Source organism: Desulfobacter sp., from assembly GCA_028768525.1.
Taxonomy (GTDB): Bacteria; Desulfobacterota; Desulfobacteria; order Desulfobacterales; family Desulfobacteraceae; genus Desulfobacter.
This window is the reverse complement of sequence record CP054837.1, coordinates 5,270,439-5,286,574: the sequence shown is the minus strand read 5'-3', so window position 1 is coordinate 5,286,574 and position 16,136 is coordinate 5,270,439. Positions and strand designations below refer to the sequence as shown.

The window sequence follows — 16,136 nt, the reverse complement described above, 5'->3', positions numbered from 1 at the left end:
CCTCGAAATATTCAATATATTCCTCCGGTTAAAATTTTACTGCGCCTTGAACTCAAACCAAAATCCTTAATTATTAGAGATACCATACCCTTTAATCGTGGTCGAAGATATACCCCACCGACCGCCGGCTTTTGAAATAAACCGGTTTCTTGGGCTTGTCCTCAAAATATTTCCTGAACCGGACAATAAAATTATCAACGGTACGGGTGGAGGTGTCCCTGGCATACCCCCACCCGGCATTGAGGAGCATTTCCCGGGAGAGGGGGCGGCCCTTGTGGGCGATAAAAATCTTCAGGAGGGTGGCTTCCTGTTCCGTAAGGATGATTTCTCCGGCAGCACAATCGGCTGTAAATGTAATAAAATCAATATGATTTTTTCCGAATGAATAGGATGCCCCCTCAAACATGACATGTTCCCCCTTTTTCGGCGGCGTCTTTGGGGGTTCGTACCACTCCTTTTTCTTGAGAAGCCGGGCCACCCTGAGCAAAAACTCGTCCAGGTCAAAGGGCTTGGACAGGTAATCATCCACCCCGTACTGCAGGCCTTTAACCTTATCCTTGGTGTCCCCCCTGGCCGAAAGAATGAGGACAGGAATCTTTTCGTCTTCCCGGCGAATGGTTTTTAAAATGGAGAATCCGTCAATCATGGGCAGCATCACATCCAGAACAATAAGGTCCGGATGCCAGGACCGCCATTTTTCCAGCCCTTCAATGCCGTCGGGGGCCACCGCCACCTCATAGCCCTGGAGGGAGAGGTTTAATTGTATGCCTTCGGCAATGTGGACTTCATCTTCTATGACCAGAATACGCTTTTTTTCAGTCGCTTCCATAGTTTCTTTTCTCTGACACTGGCGATGCTCGCCCGTGGAATGGTAATGGTAAATTTGGAGCCCTGTCCTTTGCCCGCACTGGACACAGAGGCCCGCCAGCCGTGGATCATGGCAATGCTGGAAACCAGGTAAAGCCCCAGGCCAGACCCGGTGGTGCCCCCGGCGCTCCTGCGGCCGGCCTGGTAGAATTTGCGAAAAATCTTTTTGGCTTCCTGCCGGTCCACCCCGATGCCGTTGTCAATAAATTCAATGGTGATCTTCTGCAGAAAACTCCTGAATACAATGGTCAGACGGGGACGGCTGCTCTCATTGTACTTGATGGCGTTGGAGATAATGTTCATGAGCAGAATTTCAAACAGAAAAAGATTCACGGGATACTCGAACCGGGCGTCGCTTGGGTTTTCTATCCGGATCTCCAGGTCCCTGAATATAGAGGCATTTTTTTCGCAAAAGGCCTCCACCAGGGAAACCATGCTGTCCCGGGTCACTTCGGAACCGAAATTCTGGCTCTCAATCCGGGCCAGGTTGAGGATCCGGTTGATATTCTCTGTCAGCCGGTCAATGTCCTTGAGCATACTGGTACTGTATTTTTTGACATCTTCGGGCTCCATGGGATGCCGGATAAAGGTCTCAAGGTAGAGCCTCAAAGAGGTGACCGGTGTTTTCAGCTCATGGGTGAAATTATAGATAAAATTATGCTGGAGCCGGAAAAGGTTGACGGTTTTCTGGTAGTAAATAAAAGCCAGAAGGATTCCCGCCATGACCACGGCAATAAGCATGCTCAGGACCAGGATCGTCATCCCTGTTTTGGAGGGAAAAATGGACTGGGGGTCAATGCTGAATTTCAGTATGATAACCTCAAGTGCCGACCGGATCTCCATGTACAGGCCCACGGTGAGCACCAGAAAGGTGGCCAGGGCGATGATCGAACAGGCAAAAATAAATACCGGGTGGAGATACCACCTGGAAGGATTCAGAATCTGCATCTAACGGTCTTACTCGGTCAAGTCAGGCAATGCCATGGTAAAACAGACACCCTTCCCGGGGGCGGTGTCCAGTTCCACGGTGCCCTTCAGGGTCTGGGTCACCAGGTTAAAAAGAATGGACATGCCCAGGCCGGTACCGCCTTTACCCCGCATGGTGGTGAAAAAAGGATCAAATACCTTTTCCTTGTGCGCCTCAGTCATGCCGCATCCGTTATCCCTGTAAACGAATTTAACGCCATTGTCTTCCCGGGCAATCTCAATCTCCATTTTCCCCTCAGCCGTATCCGAGAACCCGTGGAGCAGCGAATTCATGATCAGGTTATTGAGAATCTGGGAAAAAGCACCGGGGTAGGAATTGATTTCAATATTATCGGCACAGTTTACCTCAATGGTATGGGCGGTCTTCTTGTACCTGGGCCTCAGGCTCAACAGAATTTCGTTGATATAATCCTTGAGATTGAAGCGCCGCCGGGTTTCGCTGGACTGGTCCACCGCCACCTGTTTGAAGCTGGAGATCAGTTCTGCGGCCCGCTCCATATTGATCAATATGGAATTGGAGACCTCTTTAACCGTCTTCAGATAGTTTTCGAGTTCGCTCCGCTTCAGTTCACCGGACTCATAAAGGCCTGAAAACTCCTTTGTTTTTGCGTCCAGGAAAGAGGCCGCCGTCACCCCCACCCCCACCGGGGTGTTGATTTCATGTGCCACACCGGCAACCAGTTCACCCAGGGCCGCCATCTTTTCCGACTGGACAAGCTGGTCCCGGGTTCGTTCAAGGGTGTCCAAGGAGATTTTCAGCTCCCGGTTGGCGGATTCAAGGTCCTGCTGATATCTGGCCTTGTCCGCAATAAATTTTTTGCGCTCAAACGCCTTGTTCACTGCGTGGTAGAGCACATTCATATCCTGGACCGGCTTGATGATATAATCCCAGGCGCCCAGGCGCAGTGCCTCAACCGCATCGGCAATATTACCGGCCCCGGACACAATGATAATAGGAGTGTTGTCATTCCTGTCCCGGACGTGGGCAAGCACTTCCAGTCCGTCCATAACCGGCATTCTCAGGTCGCAGAGAATAAGGTCGGGGGATTCATTTTCAACCTGATCGATCCCCACCTGCCCGTTTTCCGCTTCAATGACGACAAATCCGAAATCTTCTAGAAAACCGATCACAGAATCCCGGATATAGACTTCATCGTCAATCACCAAAATCTTTTTGCCGATATTTTCGCTCATCTCCAAGGGGTCCCCTAAGTTATTCAGCTCCGTTATCGTTTAAGGGCGTCCAGAATAAGACTCAGATCTCTGACCGGCTTGGTCAACACATTCTCCCTGGTCAGCCCCAATGCTTTGACCTCATCGGGAAGGGCATAATCCGCAGAACCGGTATGAATGACAATGTTCAGTTCAGGGCGGATTTTCCTTGCTTCCATGATAAATGAGTTGCCGTCTTTACCGGGCAGCCGGATGTCCACCACAGCGCCCTCAACCGGATGCTGCCTGACGATTTCCAAGGCGGCCTCGGTACTTTCGGCACAAAGCACTCTGCAACCTTCATCTTCCAGGTATGAGGCTATACTCTGCCGGATACTTTGCTCGTCATCCAGGACAATAAACAAACTTTCCATTTGAGGTATTACCCATCCTTAATAATCATACACCGTAATCATCCACCGGCACTGTCACCAGCACGGTCATCCGCTTCTGGATTCAACAGGGATTGAACCTCCTTTGCCAATGCAGCCACGGTGAGCGGCTTCATCATCAACCGTTGGATACCGGCATCGGCCAATCTTTTCCTGCTGATCGGAGTGGCATGGCCTGAACAGAGAATCACCGGCAAATCCTTTTTACGGGCCTGCATGTCCATGGCCAGTTCAATCCCTGTTTGGCCCGGCATCGTATGGTCGGTAATCACCAGGTCAATATGCCGGTAATTATCCTTGAAAAATGCCAGGGCCCGGGCAGGAGAATAAAAGGTTTCCACCTGATATCCCAATTCTTCGAACCCCTCTTTATACATGGCGACAATATAGGGATCATCGTCCACAATCAAGAGGCGTTCCCCGTCCCCGAGTCGGCCAGAGGGCAAACGGGCGGTCCCGGAGACATCCTCATCCTCCCTTTCCAGGGCAGGTAGATAGACCGAGAAACAACTGCCCTCACCCGGACGGCTGCTGACCAGGATATCTCCCCGGCACCCCTGGACAATGCCGTATACTGTTGCCAGCCCTAGACCGGTTCCCTTCCCTTCTCCCTTGGTGGTAAAATAGGGATCAAAGATACGGTCCACCACATCCTCGCCCATGCCGCAGCCCGTATCCTTTACTTCCAGCACCAGGTAATTTCCGGCGCCTCCGGGCAGGTTGGGGTGAGCGGCCATATCCTTTTGGGAAAGCTCAACCTGGCGTAATTCCACGGTCAACCGCCCCCCGCTCTCCTCCATGGCATGGTAAGCATTGGTACACAAATTCATCAGCACCTGATGAATCTGGGTCGGATCAGCCTGTACAGCATGGCAGTTTCGGTCAATTCTGTCAACTATAGTAATGGTAGAAGGTATGGAGCCCCTGAGGAGGGTCACCACTTCCTTGGCCACGGGATGAAGTCGGATTCGCCGTTTTCCCTTTTCGTCGCTCCGGTTCACCGTTAGAATTCGGCCCACCAGGTCCGCAGCCCGCAAGGCGGCTTTCTTAATTTTTTCACTGTGTTCAAACTGACGGCTGGCGGGATCTGCCGCCCCCATAATCATATCGGCATAGCCCAGGACCGGGCTTAGGATGTTGTTCAGATCATGGGCAATACCGCCGGCCAGGGTGCCGATGGCTTCCATTTTCTGCGCTTTCCGCAATTGCTTTTCAAGGCTTTTCCAGCGTTTTTCCGCATTTTTTCTTTCGGTGACATCCAGCATGGAAGCCACCTGCCGCCGTGTCCCTGGGATCATACCCAGGCTGACATAGACATACCGGCTGGTTCCTTGCCCCGCGGCAAGCTCCATCTCATAATGCAGTACCGCCCCCGACTCCGGACGCACCCCCTTGCCCGCCCGGAGGTGATTTTCCATGACAACGATATCTCTGGATGAGACAAACTCATGCCACTTCTTTTTCCCCTCTATGGTCTCCCGTTCCATTCCCACCATTTCGGCAAAATTCGAATTGACCATGGAAATCACATCATCCGGTTCAATGATGATGGCAGCGGCGCCGGCATACTCGAATACGGCTTTATACCGCTGTTCACTCTTTTCCAGCTCCAGCGACCGTTCCTGGAGAAGTACCTCCAGCCGCTGCTGGTATGCCTTGTTCTCTTTTTTCAGGCGGCTCTCCTTGAGGCATTTTTCAACGGAATGGGAGAGTACAGCCATGTCATCTATGGGTTTAAACACATAATCCCAGGCCCCCATACGAAGTGCCTGGACCACCGTATCCATGGTTCCCGTCCCGGAGGCGACCACCAAGGGCATATCCGGTGCCAGAGTACGAATGGTTTCAAGTACCTCAAGCCCTCCCATCTGGGGCATTTTCATATCCAGAAGTACGAGGTCCGGCCGTTTCCGTTTAAATACCTCAATCCCTTCACGGCCGTTTTCCGCCTCAAATACAACATACCCCTCATCTTCCAGATAGCAACGGATACTTTGACGGACAAAGGAGTCATCGTCTATGGTAAGAATTTTGTAAAAATTGGCCTGTTCCAAAACATCTCGCCTACGGACGAACCCGATCCGGTCCGCCTCAGGATTATTTATATGCTTGTAAATACCGGAAATTCCCAGTCATTTTCTACCATATTTTAAAAAAACAGTATATTATACCCTAAGTATGCGAATAATGTAAGAAAAACCGGAGATATACTCCATCTGTATCAGCACCCAGGCAGTTTAACCCGATACCGTTGCCGGAGTAGGGTCCAAATTCAAACCCAAACCCATGAAGTATGATGTAAAACACCCGGCAGTCCCGGGCCTGGATGGCGAACCAGGGCCCGGGAAAACCAGGGTTAAACGATTGCCGGAACAAGGGTTTCGGCAATTGCGGGCAATCAGGAGATAAAGGCGGCATCAACACCTTAAAAAATCGCCCGGCAGGCTTATCTGAAATTCCGGCCGCACAAGGGCCTGAATCCTGTGAAGCCGGAGGTCAGATAATGGCAATAAAAAACAAAAATCCCCGAACCGCAATAATTACGATCCGGGGATATCCCTTTTTTATCCATAAGATCTTCAACAGCCGCCGTCGTGCCGCGCACGGCCAGCCTTAAGCATCATCCGGCAGGTCTTCTGACTCACGGATCTTCCATCGACTGCGCCTTCCCGTTATTTCAACAGTGGCCTTTTGCAGCAAATGTCCCCGATTACAGCGGCGGGCCCGTTTCCGAATCTCACGGAATTCCCTATTAAGCCATGGGCACCGAACAATTATTTTCTCTCCCTTGCTATAAATCCCCCGGGGAAATGTCAAGGCTTTTTTTGGTCCCGGCATAAATCTGAACCCATGGGGGGGGGGAGAAAGAGATGGGTCATCCAGAGGTATGAGGCAGAGCCGGATACAAATAAAAAATCCCGACAGCCAGAAACCGTCGGGATAACTTTTTTTTGTTGGCTCCCCAGCACGGACTTGAACCGCGGACTTAGTGGTTAACAGCCACTCGCTCTGCCAACTGAGCTACTGGGGAGCAGCGTCTCCTCAAGAAGACTGGGAGGTTATATACCAGGCGCTTTTTTCTGTCAATAAAAAAGTTTCAAAAAGTTTGACTTTAATCTCCCTTATGATTATTCTCTAATAAGATTGACACCTTAGACCAAGAAAGGACGATCATGCAAATCAACAATATACAAGGTCTCAATGCATACACCGCGGTTCAGCCGCGCCAGGAAAACACCCAGGAAACCGCTCCGGTCCAGCCCGCAGAAACGGAACAAACCAGCCTGAACCAGGAAGCTGCCGTCGTGGAGATCTCCACGGAAGCCAGCGCACAGTTGGCAGCCGAGGAGGAAACCGCGGTTCAGCCGCCGGCGCAGACAACTGAGACAAGCCAGCCCCCTGGCCAGACGGAACAGACCGCCCCGGTAATTGACATCGTTGCCTGATCCGGCACATCATTATATAGTAACCGCCGTTTTACCGGAAACAAAGATTTGCTTTTACCCCGTGATCCGCTATGATTTGAATGAGGCACTTACCCCGTTGATGTTTATGATAATAGAACAGGACATTTGAAACATGATTACAGAAAACGGCATTGTTACCCGGATCGACAAGGATATGGCATGGATAAAGACCACCCGGTCGGCCGCATGCGAAAGCTGCTCCCAAAAAGACAGTTGCGGCACCAGCCACCACGGCGCCAAGGAAATGGTTGTCAGCGTTAAGAATACTTTAGGCGTCACCGCAGGAGACGCCGTCGTCATTGGCATGGAAAGCAGACCCATGATGGTTTTAAGCTTTCTGCTTTATGTCTTCCCCATCATATTGCTGATTATCGGCGCAGCCATAGGAGATTTCATGGCGCCGATGTTCGATATGAACAAATCCCTCCTGGCCATGGGCATGGGCTTTTCTTTTTTTGCCCTGGCCTTCATCATTATCCGCAAAAAGCAGTCCGCCTTTTCAGACAAGGCCGAATACAAGCCTTTTCTAGTTAGGAAAAGACCCTCTTCAGACACTGGAGACTGCCAGATTTCATAAAGAAATATCCGCTATTTTTTACTTGTAAATTTAAGATCAGTATACTATAAACCCTGCCAGTTGTGGGTTCGTCGTTAAACTCTAACCCTAAAATTAGTGAGAGAAGAATTATGACATCACAACGAGACCTTAAAGTAGCTCTATGGATCATGATCGTTCTTTTGGTCACAGGTATTGTTTGCTACGCATCCTTTTCATCCCCTGCTCCGGAAAATCCAGTGAGACTCATGTTTCAAAACCAGGCAGGCAAAGTTCTATTCACCCACCTTACGCACACAGACGCTTACAGCTTGGAGTGTCTGGACTGCCATCATAACATTGAAGATGATGACACCTACAACTGCAGTGAGTGCCACGAGGCGACCGGTGATGAAGATTTGCCGTCCAGGGCTGATGCGTTTCACGCCCAGTGCAAGGGATGCCATGAAGATTATGGTGCGGGTCCGGTAGAATGTAATTCATGTCATGCGTTGTAATTGAGAGGGTGATTTTTTTAATCATCCTTTTTTTTGGCCTGACTTAAGCTTTTTACAAAACAAGGACTAACTATGATTAAACGATCTTTTTTTGCTCTATCCAAACCCAGGCTGAACTATGACCTGCTCGATGCCGGTCTTAAGGCGCCTGAGACCATTCCTGTCCCTTCCAGCCTCACCCTTTTGCTGCCCGAAGAAATCGACAGTACCAAGCAGGCCTTGATAAAAAAGGGTGATGCCGTAAAAAAAGGGGAAAAATTAAAACTCTATGAAAACAGCCCGTCCTATGTACTGTCCCCTGCTGCAGGCACCATCCGACGCTTTGATTCTTACTCAGACGATTTTGGGAACACGGCTACCTACATCCTGATCAAAACGGATCCGGCCAAAACAGCCGACACCGACCGGGTTGAACTGGCGCCGGAAGAAGACCCTGGGTTTGCCGAGGACATTCTGGGGCAACTTCCCGGGGCACCGCCATTCGCCGCCCTGGCAGACAAAGAGCATCCCATCAAAACCATAGTCATCACAGGTGCGGATACGGATCTTCTCTGCGATACCTGCCAGTACGTCTGTGCAGCCTGTGCCGATGAAATCGTTGAAGGGGTGCAGATCCTCAAGAGAATGACCCGGGCCTCATCAATCTACCTCACCCTTCCAGAAGGCCTGAATACCCAATCCGATTTCGGCAGCGCCCAGGTGTTGAGGACCTCTCTGGAATACCCTGCCACCCTTCCGGCCATGATCATGAAGGATCATTTGGGCATGATTCTGCCCCCCGGGAAAACTCCGGAAGACTTAGGCGTCTGTTTTATCCGGGCCGAGGCCCTGGTTTCCCTGGCCCGAACCTTCAAAGCCAAAGAAGCCGTATTTGAAAAAATCGTCACCTTGGTTGACAAGGGCGGCAACCGCCATCGCTTCGCCGCCACCGTCGGCACCCCCTTAAGCAAAATTCTCAACCGGATAGATGTCCAGATCAACGATAGGGACCGAATTATCATCGGCGGCCCCATGCGGGGATTTGCCACCTATACCGCCCACCACCCGGTGGTCCCGGATATGGATACCGTCATCATCCAGGACAGGGAAGTGATCCCCGAGCTGTCAGACAATCCCTGTGTCAACTGCGGTGAATGCATCCGGATCTGCCCGGCTAATATTCCGGTTAACCTCCTTGTCCGCTACCTTGAGGCAGATGAATATGAAGAAGCGGCGGATAAATTTGACCTTGAGTCCTGTATCGAGTGCGGGCTCTGCGCCATTGTCTGTAAGGCCAGAATCCCCCTCTACCAATATATCAGGCTGGGTAAACACGAACTGGCGACCCTTCGCGCAGACGCTTAAAATGGAGACTGCCCATGAATAACACAAAATTAATCGTTTCCCATGCCCCCTTCTGGCATGATGGAGACAGTCTGTATCAGTTGAACCTGAATTATCTGCTGGCACTGCTTCCGGCAACTCTGTTCGGGATATTCAGGTATGGCGGCGCAGCCATCGGCGTTCTGGCCCTGGCCGTTTCCTCTGCCATGCTCTGGGAACTTGTCATGAACATCATTGCCAAACAGAATAAGTCCATCGGCAACCTGGAAACAGCAGTATTCGGCCTTCTTTTCGGCCTGATGCTGCCAGCCTCCGCCCCTTGGTGGATCGTCATGGTGGGCACCTTTATTATCGTGTTCATCGGGAAATTCATTTTCGGCGGCGTCGGCGCCAACCCCTTTCACCCGACCCTCGTCGGCATCGCCATTCTCATGATGTCCTGGCCGGTCTATTTTGATTTCGATGCAGCCTATGTCAATTACCAGTTTGACTATACTGCCCTGGCCCCATTGGCCGCCCTAAAGTATAAAGGCGCGGCAGTGACGGAACTTTTTTCCGTCCCAGGACTGCTCATGGGCAGCGAAGTGGGCGGTATCGGCTCATCCTTCGGTATCTGGCTGATCCTGGGCGGAATTTTCCTCATACTCAAAGGCTATACCCGGTGGGAAATTGTCGTATCCTTTATCGCGGGCATTTTTATCACAGGCGGCCTTTTTTACATGGGCAACTCAGAGGCCTATGCGTCCCCCCTCTTCCACCTATTTTCAGGCTACACACTCATCGGCGCCTTTTTTCTGGCCACGGAAAACTCATCTTCTCCCGTAAATAAAATTCCCATGTTGATTTACGGGTTCCTCGGGGGATTCATGATCATTCTCATAAGAAATATCGGGGCCTATGCCGACGGCACGGTACTGGCCATCCTGCTGATAAACCTTGTGAACCCCCTCATCGACAATATCAGACCAAAAGCCTTGGGAAAGGGAGTGAGCAATGCGTGATATGATTAGCCTGGTTGTTGTATTGACCGTCCTCACCGCAGTCTCCGGCGGTCTGTTGGCTGCGGTTAAAAACGGAACGGAACTGCGTATTGAGGAGCAGATCCTTAAATACCAGAAAGCCCCGGCCATCAAGGAAATATTGACCGACGTCACCAATGATCCCCTGGGAGAACGTTTTAACGTCACCTCCGGGGATACAGCCCTCCAGGTTTTCCCGGGGAAACTGGCTGACGGCGGAACCGCCGTTGCATTCGAGACCAAAGGCAAAGGCGGATACGGGGGCGATGTCGGCCTCATGGTGGGAATCAATACCGATACCGACCAAATCATTGCCGTCCGGGTTACCACCCATTCTGAAACCCCGGGCTTGGGCGCCAGGGCCAAGGACGATCCCTCCTTTGTCTCACAGTTTGCTGGCAAACCTCTGTCCGACAACCTGGGGCTGAAAAATGACAACGGCAGCATTGATGCCATGTCCGGTGCGACTTTTACCTCCAGAGCAGTTACTCTGGCGGCGATAGAGGCCCAGGATCTGTACAAAAAACTCAAACCTGAAATTCTAAAACAGATTCAATAAGAGGGAGGCATAATAATATGGCACAATCCTTGGTAAAAGAATTCACAAAAGGACTATGGGCTGAAATACCTCCTTTCAGGCTTGTTTTGGGGCTGTGCCCCACCCTTGCTGTGACCAAGAGTGTTGAAAATGGCATCGGCATGGGCGTTGCCACCACCTTTGTTCTGGTATTTTCAAACCTTTTGATTTCAATGCTGCGCAACGTAATCCCGGCCAAGGTCAGGATCGCCTGCTACATCGTCATCATCGCCACCTTTGTAACCATCGTTGAACTGGCCATGCAGGCCTTTACCTATCCCTTGTTCCTGAAGCTGGGTATATTCATCCCGCTTATCGTTGTTAACTGTATCGTTCTGGGCCGGGCCGAGGCGTTTGCGTCCAAAAACAATGCCGTCATGTCCATTGCGGACGGCCTTGGCATCGGCATCGGTTTTACCCTTTCACTGGCAGCCCTGGGGGCAGTCCGGGAAATCCTGGGTGCAGGCACCATCACCATCTGGGGCGGCACGCCAATATTTGACCTGACAACGATATTTGCCGGATTCCAGCCCTTCGGCTTCATGGTGGAAGCACCGGGCGCCTTTGTGGGCCTGGGACTGATGCTGGCAGCCATGAACCTTATCGGAAGCAAGTAAAGGAGACCATCAATGGAATATTTTGAACTTGCCATCGGATGTATTTTCATCAACAATATTCTCCTGGCCCAGTTCCTCGGCAACTGCCCCTTCCTGGGCACCTCCAAAAAAATGGAGACCGCAGTGGGCATGGCCATGGCCGTTATCTTCGTCATGGTACTGGCCGGCATCATCACCTGGTCGGTGGACACGTTTCTGCTTAAAGGCCTGGACCTGGAATACTTGAGAACAGTGTCCTTTATTCTGGTTATCGCCTCTTTAGTCCAGTTCGTGGAAATGTTTCTTAAAAAGAGTATCCCCGGCCTTTACGCCGGCCTGGGTATTTTCCTGCCGCTGATTACCACCAACTGCGCGGTTATGGGTGCCTGCCTTTTGAATATCTCAAAAGAGTACAGTTTCCTGCAGTCTGCGGCAGCCTCCCTCTTCTATGCGGTGGGGTTCGGCCTGGCCCTGATCCTCTTTGCGGGTGTCAGGGAAAGAATCAGCCTGGCCCGGGTGCCCAAACCCTTGCAGGATACCTCCATCGGTCTGGTGACCGCAGGCATTATCGCATTGAGCTTTACCGCCTTCAAGGGCATGGTATAGGCCTGGAATAAATATAAACCGATGAGCGTCATGTTAAAAAAATGGGATTTCATTTTAACACGCTAAACTTTATAAGGTGATTTTATGCTCCCAGCTTTATTGTTCATGTTAGGTATCGGTGCGGTGTGCGGCATCGTGCTCAGCCTTGCAGCCAAGGTCTTCTATGTCTATGAAGATCCCAGAATCGCCCAGGTCGAAGGCAACCTGGCCGGTGCCAACTGCGGCGGCTGCGGCTACGCGGGCTGCTCAGCCGCTGCCGAAGCCATTGTATCGGGCAAGGAACCCCCTTCGCTTTGTATCATCAATTCAAAGGAAGGAGTTGAAGCTGTTTCAGCCATCATGGGTGTGGATGCCGGATCGGCTGAATCCCCCATGTCCTACAATATGTGTGAAGGCGGCAACCGTGCCGCAGACAAATACCATTACATGGGGGTTTCCTCGTGCAAAGCCATGGCTGTCGTATTCGGCGGCAAACGGGTCTGCGGCGTGGGCTGCATCGGCCTTGGCGACTGCGTCAAAGCCTGCCAGTTCGACGCGGTGTACATGGGGCCCGACGGCCATCCCGTAGTCCGGGAAGACAAATGTGTGGGCTGCGGCGCCTGCCAGAAAGCCTGCCCCAAGGATATCATTGAGGTTAAAACCCTCACCGAAAAACTGATGAAGTTCAATCAGAAACACGATCCCCTGGCCCCCTGTGCACAGACCTGCCCGGCTGAAATCAATATTCCCAGATACATCAACCAGCTCAAAAACGGTCAGTACAAAGAAGCCGTCCAGACCATCCGCATGCGCAATCCCTTACCGCTTGCCTGCGGCCGTGTCTGCCCCCATCCCTGCGAGGACCAGTGCCGGCGAGGCATTGAGGATGAACCGGTCTCCATCAACCAGCTCAAGCGCTTTGTGGCCGATTATGAAATGAACACCGGCTCAAGGATACCCATTACCTGCGCCCCGGAAAACGGGAAGAAGGTCGCTGTCATCGGCGGCGGGCCTGCCGGACTTTCCTGCGCCTTCTTTTTGCGCCGCATCGGCTACAAGGTCAGTATTTTCGAAGCCATGCCCAAGCTGGGCGGCATGCTCCGCTACGGCATTCCGGAATACCGCCTGCCTAAAAAGGTGCTGGACTGGGAAATCCAGGGCATCCTGGACCTGGGCATCAACGCCTTCTGCCATCTGAAATTCGGCAAGGACTATGGCCTGGGTTCCCTCATGGCGGCTGGCTACAATGCGGTCTGCCTAGGGGTAGGCGCATGGAAAGACTATTCACTGGGTATTGAAGGCGAAGACCTGCCCGGCTGCTTCACCGGTATTGATTTCCTCCAGAGGATCTCCTCGGGCGAACAGATGGAACTGGGCAGAACCGCAGCCATCGTCGGCGGCGGCAACACCGCAGTAGACTGCGCCAGAACCCTGTTGCGAATGGGGCTTGACAAGGTATACATGGTTTACCGCCGGACCCGTGCTGAAATGCCGGCCAATGAGGTGGAAATTGTGGCTTCCGAAGAAGAAGGCATTGAGTTTGTATTCCTGGCCGCCCCCACAAGGGTCATCCCCGACGAAGACGGGAAATGCAAGCAGCTTGAATACCTCCAGATGAAACTGGGGGAACCCGATGCTTCCGGCCGCCGCCGCCCCGTGCCTGTTGAAGGATCTGAAACCCTTCTTGACGTTGAAATGGTCATTTCCGCCATCGGCCAGTCTCCGGACGCCTCTTTTAAAGAACAGGACCCCCACCAGCGGATGACGGAACTGGAACTGACCCGCTGGAATACCATAGACAATGATCCCACCACGCTGCAGGCTTCTGTGCCCTATATATTCACGGCGGGTGATGCAGCCACGGGTCCCGCCCTGGTGGTGGACGCCATCGGCTCCGGCCGCCGTGCCGCCCGTTCCATAGATCTCTTTCTCAAGGGGGAACCCGTGGAACCGCCCAAGGATTCCCTCCAGCAGAAACGGATCCATGAATCCATTTTCACCGAGGTTCCGGGCGTCAAACAGATCAAACGGGCGAAGATGCCGGAACTCCACGTCCACGAACGGCTGGACTCATTTGTGGAAGTGGACCAGGTTCTGCCCGAGGAAAAGGCACACAGGGAAGCGGAACGCTGCCTGAACTGCTGCCGTATCTGCTACAATCCGGATACAGATTTCCCCATTGCAAAATAAGCCAATTTAGTGCATACATTACAGGCCTGTCCGGTGTTGTACCGCCGGGCAGGCCTTTTTATATGGGGAAACGCTTAAAATGACAGACAGGCAAAAGAAAAAAAAGAAAACGGGATGGGGTAAACCGCTATTGCTGTTCTCAGCCATATTGGTTCTCGGCGGCTGCATTGCAGCCGGTACCGGCCTTTTGTGGATGAAATCCTTTATCACCACCCCTGCCGATCCAAAGGGAAAACCGGTTGCCTTCACCGTCTCCCGGGGCCAGACCATGGCTGCCATCGCCCAGAACCTGAAACACAGGGGCCTGGTTTCCGACCCCCTGCGCTTTAAACTCTACGCCCGGTATAAAAAGGCTGCCACATTGATCAAAACAGGGGAATACCAGCTTTCCCCTGCCCTCTCCCCGGACAAAATACTGGAAGCCCTGGTTTCGGGCAAAGTGAAACTCTACCGGATCACCGTTCCCGAAGGGTTAAACATGGAAGAGATTGCAGCCCTTGCCCAGGAAAAAGGCTTCTGCACCGCAGATCAATTTCTGACACTCTGCAAGGACAAGGCATTTATCAGGAAACTGGGGCTGTCAGGCATCACCCTTGAAGGCTACCTTTATCCGGATACCTACCTTTTTCCTAAAAACACGAGCTGCCGCAGCCTCATTGAAAAAATGGCCGCCACCTTTAAACAGACATTTTCAAAGGCATGGGAGGAGAGGGCAGAGGAATTGGGATTCACCATCCACGAAATCGTGACACTGGCATCCATCATTGAAAAGGAGACCGGTGATGCCGGGGAGCGGCCCCTGATTGCCTCGGTATTCCACAACCGTCTGAAAAAAAACATGCGGCTGGAAAGCGATCCCACGGTGATTTACGGAGTGGATGACTACCACGGCCGGATCCGCTATCGCCACCTGCGCAGGCTCACCCCTTACAACACCTACCAAATCAAAGGACTCCCTCTCGGCCCCATTGCCAACCCAGGGGCAAAGGCCCTTGAAGCAGCGCTGTATCCAACCCAGAGCGACTACCTCTTTTTTGTCTCCAAAAACGATACCACACACCAGTTCTCAACCAATTTGAGGGACCATAACCGGGCCGTGAAAAAATACCAGCTTAATCGCTGAACTGCCTGACATAGACGATAACCGCCCCGCTCCGGCCTTTTTTACGCCCATCCCATTGGTAGCTCAGCACGGTATTGTCCTTTTTCAATTCCTTTAACAGGTCTTCAATGACCTGGGGCAGGACCGGTCCCTCCTCGGAATGCAGCCCCCTGCCCACAATGATACGCAGGGTAAAATACCCCTGGCGTTTGGCCGTGGTGATGAAAGACCGGGCCTTGATTTCCGCACCGATGGCGGTAAAGCCATGGAGATCCAGATCGGCCTCCGGCCGGGGATATCGCTTGAGCCGCCGTTTCAGGGGCATGGGCTTGGGCGCATGCCGGGGAGTTTTGGCGGTCCTGAGGGACTCGTCCAGCAACCGGGAGAACTCTGCGTCACTGATATCTTCCCCAAGGGATTGGGTTTCCTCAGGTGAGGCGTCACCCCCGTCTTCCGGAATTTCATCTCCCTGGGAAAACCGGGCTTCATAGTCTTCTATAAAGGGCAGCCCGTGCTTATTTACCCGATTTGCCCGGTCGTCCTTCCCATGCGATGGCTTGCCTTTTTCAGCCGCCCCCTTTGCATCATCCTCCAAAAAGGCAGACAAAAAATCCGCATCGGATCCCAAAACGGGCAAGTCGTTTTTTTTCTTTGTTTTTCCTCGTTTTTTTTTAAATTTCTCTGATTTACTCATCCGGTTATCCTATCTCAACCCGGGCAGATTTTCAAGGCAGACGACCGGTTTGAGCGATTGACTTTGCCTAGT

The 16,136-nt window shown here is 52.2% G+C and carries 16 protein-coding genes, 1 tRNA gene and 1 riboswitch; of the genes, 10 read left to right on the top strand and 7 right to left on the bottom strand.

What is annotated here, in order from left to right; genetic code table 11:
- Nucleotides 1–91 precede the first annotated feature (91 nt).
- From HUN04_23260 to HUN04_23235, 6 genes are all read right to left on the bottom strand, one after another.
- Nucleotides 92–829 carry a response regulator transcription factor gene (locus HUN04_23260; protein ID WDP92482.1) on the bottom strand — a complete coding sequence of 246 codons (738 nt, stop codon included), beginning with the start codon at nucleotides 827–829 and terminating at the stop codon, nucleotides 92–94.
- On the bottom strand, nucleotides 793–1,815 hold the full coding sequence (locus HUN04_23255; protein WDP92481.1) for a HAMP domain-containing histidine kinase: 1,023 nt from the start codon (nucleotides 1,813–1,815) through the stop codon (nucleotides 793–795). Before HUN04_23255 ends, HUN04_23260 begins: the two co-directional genes overlap by 37 nt.
- A gap of 9 nt (nucleotides 1,816–1,824) precedes the next feature.
- Nucleotides 1,825–3,048, bottom strand: a complete 1,224-nt coding sequence (locus HUN04_23250; protein WDP92480.1) for a response regulator — start codon at nucleotides 3,046–3,048, stop codon at nucleotides 1,825–1,827.
- Nucleotides 3,049–3,080: 32 nt separating this feature from the next.
- Nucleotides 3,081–3,440 (bottom strand): response regulator, encoded by a 360-nt coding sequence (locus HUN04_23245; protein WDP92479.1) that lies wholly within the window; start codon nucleotides 3,438–3,440, stop codon nucleotides 3,081–3,083.
- A gap of 38 nt (nucleotides 3,441–3,478) precedes the next feature.
- A complete protein-coding gene (locus HUN04_23240) occupies nucleotides 3,479–5,512 on the bottom strand; it encodes a response regulator (protein ID WDP92478.1) in 2,034 nt (677 codons plus the stop codon).
- Between the two features lie 554 nt (nucleotides 5,513–6,066).
- A riboswitch (cobalamin riboswitch) is annotated at nucleotides 6,067–6,244 on the bottom strand.
- Nucleotides 6,245–6,413: 169 nt separating this feature from the next.
- A tRNA-Asn gene (locus HUN04_23235) sits at nucleotides 6,414–6,489 on the bottom strand.
- A gap of 142 nt (nucleotides 6,490–6,631) precedes the next feature.
- On the opposite strand from HUN04_23235, the gene HUN04_23230 reads away from it, so the two are divergent.
- The 10 genes from HUN04_23230 to mltG all read left to right on the top strand — a co-directional run bounded on the left by HUN04_23230 (nucleotide 6,632) and on the right by mltG (nucleotide 15,391).
- Nucleotides 6,632–6,904, top strand: a complete 273-nt coding sequence (locus HUN04_23230; protein WDP92477.1) for a hypothetical protein — start codon at nucleotides 6,632–6,634, stop codon at nucleotides 6,902–6,904.
- Between the two features lie 133 nt (nucleotides 6,905–7,037).
- A complete protein-coding gene (locus HUN04_23225; GenBank protein WDP92476.1) occupies nucleotides 7,038–7,502 on the top strand; it encodes a SoxR reducing system RseC family protein in 465 nt (154 codons plus the stop codon).
- Between the two features lie 110 nt (nucleotides 7,503–7,612).
- The gene (locus HUN04_23220; protein WDP92475.1) at nucleotides 7,613–7,978 is read left to right on the top strand and encodes a cytochrome c3 family protein; all 366 of its coding nucleotides are present in this window, start codon (nucleotides 7,613–7,615) and stop codon (nucleotides 7,976–7,978) included.
- 72 nt (nucleotides 7,979–8,050) lie between these two features.
- On the top strand, nucleotides 8,051–9,322 hold the full coding sequence (locus HUN04_23215; protein ID WDP92474.1) for a 4Fe-4S dicluster domain-containing protein: 1,272 nt from the start codon (nucleotides 8,051–8,053) through the stop codon (nucleotides 9,320–9,322).
- A 14-nt stretch (nucleotides 9,323–9,336) separates the two neighbouring features.
- Entirely contained in the window at nucleotides 9,337–10,302 is a 966-nt protein-coding gene (locus HUN04_23210) for an RnfABCDGE type electron transport complex subunit D (GenBank protein ID WDP92473.1), read from the top strand.
- Nucleotides 10,295–10,879: an RnfABCDGE type electron transport complex subunit G gene (locus tag HUN04_23205; protein ID WDP92472.1), complete on the top strand. Its 585-nt coding sequence runs from the start codon at nucleotides 10,295–10,297 to the stop codon at nucleotides 10,877–10,879. Before HUN04_23210 ends, HUN04_23205 begins: the two co-directional genes overlap by 8 nt.
- A gap of 17 nt (nucleotides 10,880–10,896) precedes the next feature.
- Nucleotides 10,897–11,514: an electron transport complex subunit E gene (locus HUN04_23200; protein WDP92471.1), complete on the top strand. Its 618-nt coding sequence runs from the start codon at nucleotides 10,897–10,899 to the stop codon at nucleotides 11,512–11,514.
- A gap of 12 nt (nucleotides 11,515–11,526) precedes the next feature.
- Entirely contained in the window at nucleotides 11,527–12,099 is a 573-nt protein-coding gene (locus tag HUN04_23195; GenBank protein WDP92470.1) for an RnfABCDGE type electron transport complex subunit A, read from the top strand.
- 84 nt (nucleotides 12,100–12,183) lie between these two features.
- Nucleotides 12,184–14,268 (top strand): RnfABCDGE type electron transport complex subunit B, encoded by a 2,085-nt coding sequence (locus tag HUN04_23190; protein ID WDP92469.1) that lies wholly within the window; start codon nucleotides 12,184–12,186, stop codon nucleotides 14,266–14,268.
- Between the two features lie 79 nt (nucleotides 14,269–14,347).
- Complete coding sequence (gene mltG / locus HUN04_23185; protein ID WDP92468.1) at nucleotides 14,348–15,391, top strand: endolytic transglycosylase MltG; 1,044 nt, start codon at nucleotides 14,348–14,350, stop codon at nucleotides 15,389–15,391.
- Here the strand turns inward: mltG and HUN04_23180 are convergent.
- Nucleotides 15,381–16,064, bottom strand: a complete 684-nt coding sequence (locus HUN04_23180; protein WDP92467.1) for a Smr/MutS family protein — start codon at nucleotides 16,062–16,064, stop codon at nucleotides 15,381–15,383. The two genes, mltG and HUN04_23180, sit on opposite strands and share 11 nt — an antisense overlap.
- Between the last annotated feature and the right edge of the window lie 72 nt (nucleotides 16,065–16,136).